Consider the following 5,863-nt stretch of genomic DNA (forward strand, 5'->3'; position numbering starts at 1 on the left):
GTTCAACAACTACAAAGCGTCATACTTGCGTATGTGACCAGCGCTGCCGCCACTTCGGGTACTGCAATTACGTCGCGGGTGCACTCGCTGAACCGACCCAACATGGTCAGCGTCGGCACCATCGTTTGGCTTTCCAGCGAGCTGATGTTCTTTGCTGGCCTCTTCGCGATGTACTTCACCGCCCGCGCCCAATCGGGTGGGAAGTGGCCGCCGCCGCCGACCGAGCTGAACCTGTACCAGGCCGTCCCGGTCACATTGGTGCTGATCGCGTCGTCGTTCACCTGCCAGATGGGGGTGTTCGCGGCCGAGCGCGGCGACGTGTTCGGGCTGCGCCGCTGGTACGTGCTGACCTTCCTGATGGGCCTGTTCTTCGTTTGCGGTCAGGGCTACGAGTACTACCACCTGATGTCGCACGGGACCACCATCCCCGGGAGCGCCTATGGCAGCGTGTTCTACCTGGCGACCGGATTCCACGGCCTGCACGTCACCGGCGGGTTGATCGCCTTCATCTTCTTGCTGGCCCGCACCGCGATGACCAAGTTCACGCCGGCGCAGGCTACGGCCAGCATCGTCGTCTCGTACTACTGGCATTTCGTCGACATCGTGTGGATCGCGCTGTTCGCCGTGATCTATTTCATCCGATGAGCAGGCGCTGGACGAACAGGAGTGCTCGGTTGAAGAAACTGGGATCTACCCGATCCGGTGCGGCCAACCCGCCACAGGGGCAGCGTGACCGTTCGCGACGGCGGCTGCGGCGGCGGCTGTCCGGCGGTCTGCTGTTGCTGATCGCGCTGACCATTGCCGGTGGTTTGGCGGCCATCCTGACACCGCGGCCGCAGGTGGCCGTGGCCGACGAATCGAACTCGGCGTTGCTGCGCACCGGCAAGCAGCTGTTCGACACGTCGTGCGTGTCCTGCCACGGCGCCAACCTGCAGGGTGTCCCCGACCGCGGGCCGAGCCTGATCGGCGTCGGCGAGGAAGCCGTCTACTTCCAGGTGTCGACCGGCCGGATGCCCGCGATGACCGGCGAGGCCCAGGCGCCGCGCAAGGAACCGATCTTCGACGAGGGTCAGGTCGACGCGCTGGGCGCCTACGTCCAGGCCAACGGCGGCGGCCCCACGACGGTGCGCAACCCGGACGGCAGCCTGGCGATGCGTTCGCTGCGCGGCCAAGACCTGGGCCGCGGTGGCGACCTGTTCCGGCTGAACTGCTCGTCGTGCCACAACTTCACCGGCAAGGGCGGGGCGCTTTCGTCGGGTAAGTACGCGCCAGACCTGGAGCCCGCCAACGAGCAGCAGATCCTGGCGGCCATGCGGACCGGTCCGCAGAACATGCCGAAGTTCTCCGACCGTCAGCTGTCTTTCGAGGCTAAGAAGGACATCATCGGTTACATCAAGGCGGTGACCGAGGAGCGCCAGCCTGGCGGCTACGGCCTGGGCGGCTTCGGGCCCGCACCCGAGGGTATGGCCGCCTGGATCATCGGGATGGTCGCCGCCATCGGGCTGGCACTGTGGATTGGGGCACGAGCATGAGCCGCGCCGAGACGATGCAGTGGGGGCACCCCCAGCCGCGCAGCGGCGAGGGGGCCGCAGCGATGTGGGGATATCTCCCGCTTGCGGGGGAGAGGAGCGGCGCAAAATGAGCGACGCCTTGGATCAGGGAACCGGTCGCGGCTCTGACACCGGCGGGAGCCCGCACGGCGTGGGCGAGAGGGAGCCCGACGACGCGGCCCTGGCCGCCATGTCGCAGCACGAACTGGTGGCGCTGGGCGGCAAGCTGGACGGCGTCGAAACGGTGTTCAAGGAACCCCGTTGGCCGATCGAGGGCACCAGAGCCGAAAAGCGTGCCGAGCGTGGCGTCGCCCTATGGCTTTTGCTGGGTGGCTTCTTCGGGCTTGCGCTGCTGCTGATCTTCTTGTTCTGGCCGTGGGAGTACAAGCCCAAGGAGGAGGCCGGGAGCTTCCTTTACGACCTGACCACCCCGCTGTACGGGCTGACGTTCGGGATGGCGATCCTGTCGATCGGTATCGGCGTCATCCTGTACCAGAAACGCTTTATCCCGGAAGAGATTTCGATCCAGGAGCGCCATGACGGCGCCTCGCGTGACGTCGACCGCAAGACGGTGGTGGCCAACCTGGCCGACGCGTATGGGGGTTCGACCGTCGGGCGGCGCAAGCTGATCGGCCTGTCGCTGGGGATGGGGCTGGGCGCGTTCGGGCTGTCCACCCTGGTCGCGTTTGCTGGCGGCTTGATCAAGAATCCGTGGAAGCCGGTGGTGCAGACCGCCGACGGCAAGAAGGCCGTGCTGTTCACTTCCGGGTGGACCCCCCAATACCACGGGGAAACCATCTATCTGGCGCGCGCCACCGGGTCCGCCTCCACGTCGCCGTTCGTCAAGATGCGCCCCGAGGACCTCGACGCGGGCGGCATGGAAACAGTCTTCCCCTGGCGGGAGTCCGACGGCGACGGCACCACCCCGGAATCGCAGGAAAGGCTGCGGGCCATCAACCAGGGCGTGCGAAACCCGGTGATGCTCATTCGAGTTCGGCCCACCGACATGGACCGCGTGGTCAAGCGGCAGGGCCAGGAAAGCTTCAACTTCGGCGAGTTCTTCGCCTACACCAAGGTCTGCTCGCACCTGGGTTGCCCCGCATCCCTTTACGAGGAGCAGTCCTACCGGATCTTGTGCCCATGCCACCAGTCGCAGTTCGACGCGCTGCACTTCGCCAAGCCGATTTTCGGGCCGGCCGCGCGTGCGTTGGCGCAACTGCCGATCACCATCGACACCAACGGGTATCTAGTCGCCAACGGTGACTTCGTCGAGCCCGTCGGACCGGCATTCTGGGAGAGGACGACAACATGAGTCCGAAATTCAGCCCCCCGAAGATCGGCGACGTCCTGGCCCGTCAGGGCGAGGACATCGATACGCGTTACCACCCGTCGGCGGCGGTTCGCAGACAGCTGAACAAAGTCTTCCCCACCCACTGGTCGTTCCTCCTGGGTGAGATCGCGATGTACAGCTTCATCGTGCTGCTACTCACCGGCGTGTACCTGACGCTGTTCTTCGATCCATCCATGGGCGAGATCACCTACAACGGTGCCTATCAGCCGCTGCGCGGCGTGGACATGTCGAAGGCCTTCGCATCGACCCTCGACATCTCCTTCGAGGTGCGCGGCGGCCTGTTCGTCCGGCAGGTCCACCACTGGGCCGCACTGATTTTCGCCGCGTCGATCATGGTGCACCTGGCCCGCATCTTCTTCACCGGCGCCTTCCGGCGGCCGCGTGAGGCCAACTGGGTCATCGGCTCCCTGTTGCTGATCCTGGCCATGTTCGAGGGTTACTTCGGTTACTCGCTGCCCGACGACCTGTTGTCGGGCATCGGGCTGCGTGCCGCGCTGTCCTCGATCACGTTGGGCATGCCGGTGATCGGCACCTGGTTGCACTGGGCCCTGTTCGGCGGTGACTTCCCCTGCGGTGGCGTCGGAAACGAATGCGCCACAGCGGGTTACATCATTCCGCGGATGTATGCCCTGCACATCCTGCTGCTGCCCGGCATCATCCTCGCGCTGATCGGGCTGCACCTGGCCATGGTGTGGTTCCAGAAGCACACCCAGTTCCCCGGCCCCGGCCGCACCGAGCACAACGTGGTCGGCGTGCGAGTGATGCCCGTATTCGCCGTCAAGTCCGGCGCGTTCTTCGCCGCGATCGTCGGCGTGCTGGGCCTGCTGGGTGGCCTGCTGCAGATCAACCCGATCTGGAACCTGGGGCCCTACAAACCTTCTCACGTCTCGGCCGGTTCGCAGCCCGACTTCTACATGATGTGGACAGAGGGCCTGGCGCGTATCTGGCCGCCGTGGGAGTTCTACTTCTGGCACCACACCGTCCCCGCTGCCGTCTGGGTGGCGTTGATCATGGGCCTGATCTTCGTCCTGCTGATGATCTACCCGTTCCTGGAGAAGCGGTTCAGCGGTGACTACGCGCACCACAACCTGTTGCAGCGGCCGCGTGATGTGCCGGTACGCACGTCGATCGGCGCCATGGCGATCGCGTTCTACATGCTGCTGACGCTGTGCGCGATGAACGACATCATCGCGTTCAAGTTCGACATCTCGCTGAACGCGACGACGTGGATCGGGCGCATCGGCATGGTGATCGTTCCGCCGGTTGTCTACTTCATCACCTACCGGTGGTGCATCGGACTGCAACGCAGCGACCGCGCGGTGCTCGAGCACGGCATCGAGACCGGCATCATCAAGCGGCTGCCGCACGGTGCCTACATCGAGTTGCACCAGCCGCTGGGCCCGGTCGACGACCACGGCCACCCGCTGCCGCTGGCGTACCAGGGCGCGCCCCTACCCAAGAAGATGAACAAGCTGGGCTCGGGCGGATCTCCGGGCAGCGGCAGCTTCCTGTCCGCGGACCCGGTGTCCGAGGATGCGGCGTTGCGGGAGGCCGCGCATGGCTCGGAGCGGCGCGCCCTGACCGCACTGCGCGAGCACCAGGACGGCCTCAACGGTTCGACGAACGGTTCGACCAACGGTTCGACCAACGGCGAGGGCGGCGGCCACTAGCCCGGACAGCCTGGCTCCTCTTCGGCACCGGGGACGACGGCAGCCCGGCATCGGCACGGGTTGCGTCAGCGCACCGGCGGCCGAAGACCGCGAGACATAAACCACGGCGGCGTGTCGTCTGCGTGGTTGATGTGTCGATCGCTTTACCGCGAAAAGTCAACGCCGCCACGTAACTTCGGTCGCCCGTGCGTGCAGTTTGACCTGTCGCGAGCAGCGGTCCCGCCGTGTGCGCCGCCCCCATTGTGCGGTGGCTACTGCTCGGCGACGGCCTCGCGCAGCTGGCGAATGTGCAGCCACTCCACCGCCGGCATGGCCGCGGTGATGACGCCGGCGAACCCATACCCGACCCACGACGCGCCATCGTGACCGACCGCCATCAGGTAAGTCGCCGTCGCGACCGCGATCAGCGCCGCGCCCATGGTCCCGGCCAGTATCACGGTGCCGCGCAACCAGATTCGGTCCACCGCCTCGCCCGACCACTCGGCCCCCGCGTCCGGTGCCGCCGTTTGCACCGTCGCGGTTCCGGTGCGCGTGGCGCCGGTCCCCAACCGCATCGAAGGCCTTGCGGGTCCGCGCGCGGGCGCGGTCATAGCCTGGGCGGCCGGCTCGGACTGCGACATCCGGCGGGCACGCAACAGGATTGGGATCGCGGCGGCGATGATCAGCGCCGAAACGACGATGACCGCGTACAGCACCCAGGTGGTGTGCGGGCTGCTCGCCGCCTTGTGAAAGCCCCTGCCCAGGTCCGCCAGCGCGACGGCGGCCGCCACGCTGACGCCCAGCAGCACCAGGTAGATGGCCGCGCACGTGCCCATCAGGATGCGGTCGACGACCTCGGGCGCGACGGTGTCGTCGTCCACGCCGCGCCGATAAGCCGAATATCTGCTGACCATCAGCAGCTCGTCTGCGGCGAGTCGTTGCTGTTGGACGAGAGCACCGTTCCATCGCTTGTCGTGATCGAGCAATTGAGCCTGCTGACCCGGAACAGGCTGGACGCCTCGACCGAGCCAACGTCGGATTGCGAGATCGGGGTGACCGTCATCGACCAGGGGATGTACACGTTGTGCTGCGTGCGCCGCCGGCCGGACGCGTCGACGTAGGTCACCGAAATGATGTCTCCAGGGGCTTTGGTGCCGGTCACCGAGTAGGTGACCTGACGCGGGCCCGCCGGCGTGGTCGGCGGCGGTGGCGCGGCCGCCGGAGACGTCGCCGGCGGCGGCACCGGCGCGGGGGCCGAGTGGTCGGGCGAGGCGGTGGACCGAATCTGGTTGCGCGGCACCGTGATACTGGCC

6 protein-coding genes are annotated in these 5,863 nt (G+C 66.6%); 4 read left to right on the forward strand and 2 right to left on the reverse strand.

Translation table 11 applies throughout. The annotated features are described in order from the left end of the window. Positions 1-33 precede the first annotated feature (33 nt). The 4 genes from A5652_RS10320 (at position 34) to A5652_RS10335 (ending at position 4,571) form a co-directional block, all read left to right on the forward strand. Positions 34-645 carry a heme-copper oxidase subunit III gene (locus tag A5652_RS10320; RefSeq protein ID WP_082983849.1) on the forward strand — a complete coding sequence of 204 codons (612 nt, stop codon included), beginning with the start codon at positions 34-36 and terminating at the stop codon, positions 643-645. Positions 646-674: 29 nt separating this feature from the next. Next, positions 675-1,532: a cytochrome c gene (locus tag A5652_RS10325; protein WP_067350186.1), complete on the forward strand. Its 858-nt coding sequence runs from the start codon at positions 675-677 to the stop codon at positions 1,530-1,532. A gap of 106 nt (positions 1,533-1,638) precedes the next feature. Beyond that, positions 1,639-2,862, forward strand: a complete 1,224-nt coding sequence (locus A5652_RS10330; RefSeq protein WP_067350188.1) for a ubiquinol-cytochrome c reductase iron-sulfur subunit — start codon at positions 1,639-1,641, stop codon at positions 2,860-2,862. After that, positions 2,859-4,571, forward strand: coding sequence for a cytochrome bc complex cytochrome b subunit (locus A5652_RS10335; protein ID WP_067350191.1), 1,713 nt, complete (start codon positions 2,859-2,861; stop codon positions 4,569-4,571). The genes A5652_RS10330 and A5652_RS10335 overlap by 4 nt, the downstream gene beginning before the upstream one ends. A 251-nt stretch (positions 4,572-4,822) precedes the next feature. Here the strand turns inward: A5652_RS10335 and A5652_RS10340 are convergent, their stop codons facing one another. Next, a complete protein-coding gene (locus A5652_RS10340; protein ID WP_067350194.1) occupies positions 4,823-5,464 on the reverse strand; it encodes a DUF2561 family protein in 642 nt (213 codons plus the stop codon). Continuing rightward, positions 5,464-5,863 (reverse strand): MmpS family transport accessory protein (locus A5652_RS10345; protein ID WP_232001153.1); only part of this gene is annotated, 400 nt, incomplete at its 5' end. The genes A5652_RS10340 and A5652_RS10345, both read right to left, overlap by 1 nt.

The sequence above is a fragment of the Mycobacterium sp. 1165178.9 genome (genome assembly GCF_001673555.1).
In the GTDB taxonomy this organism is placed as follows: Bacteria; Actinomycetota; Actinomycetes; order Mycobacteriales; family Mycobacteriaceae; genus Mycobacterium.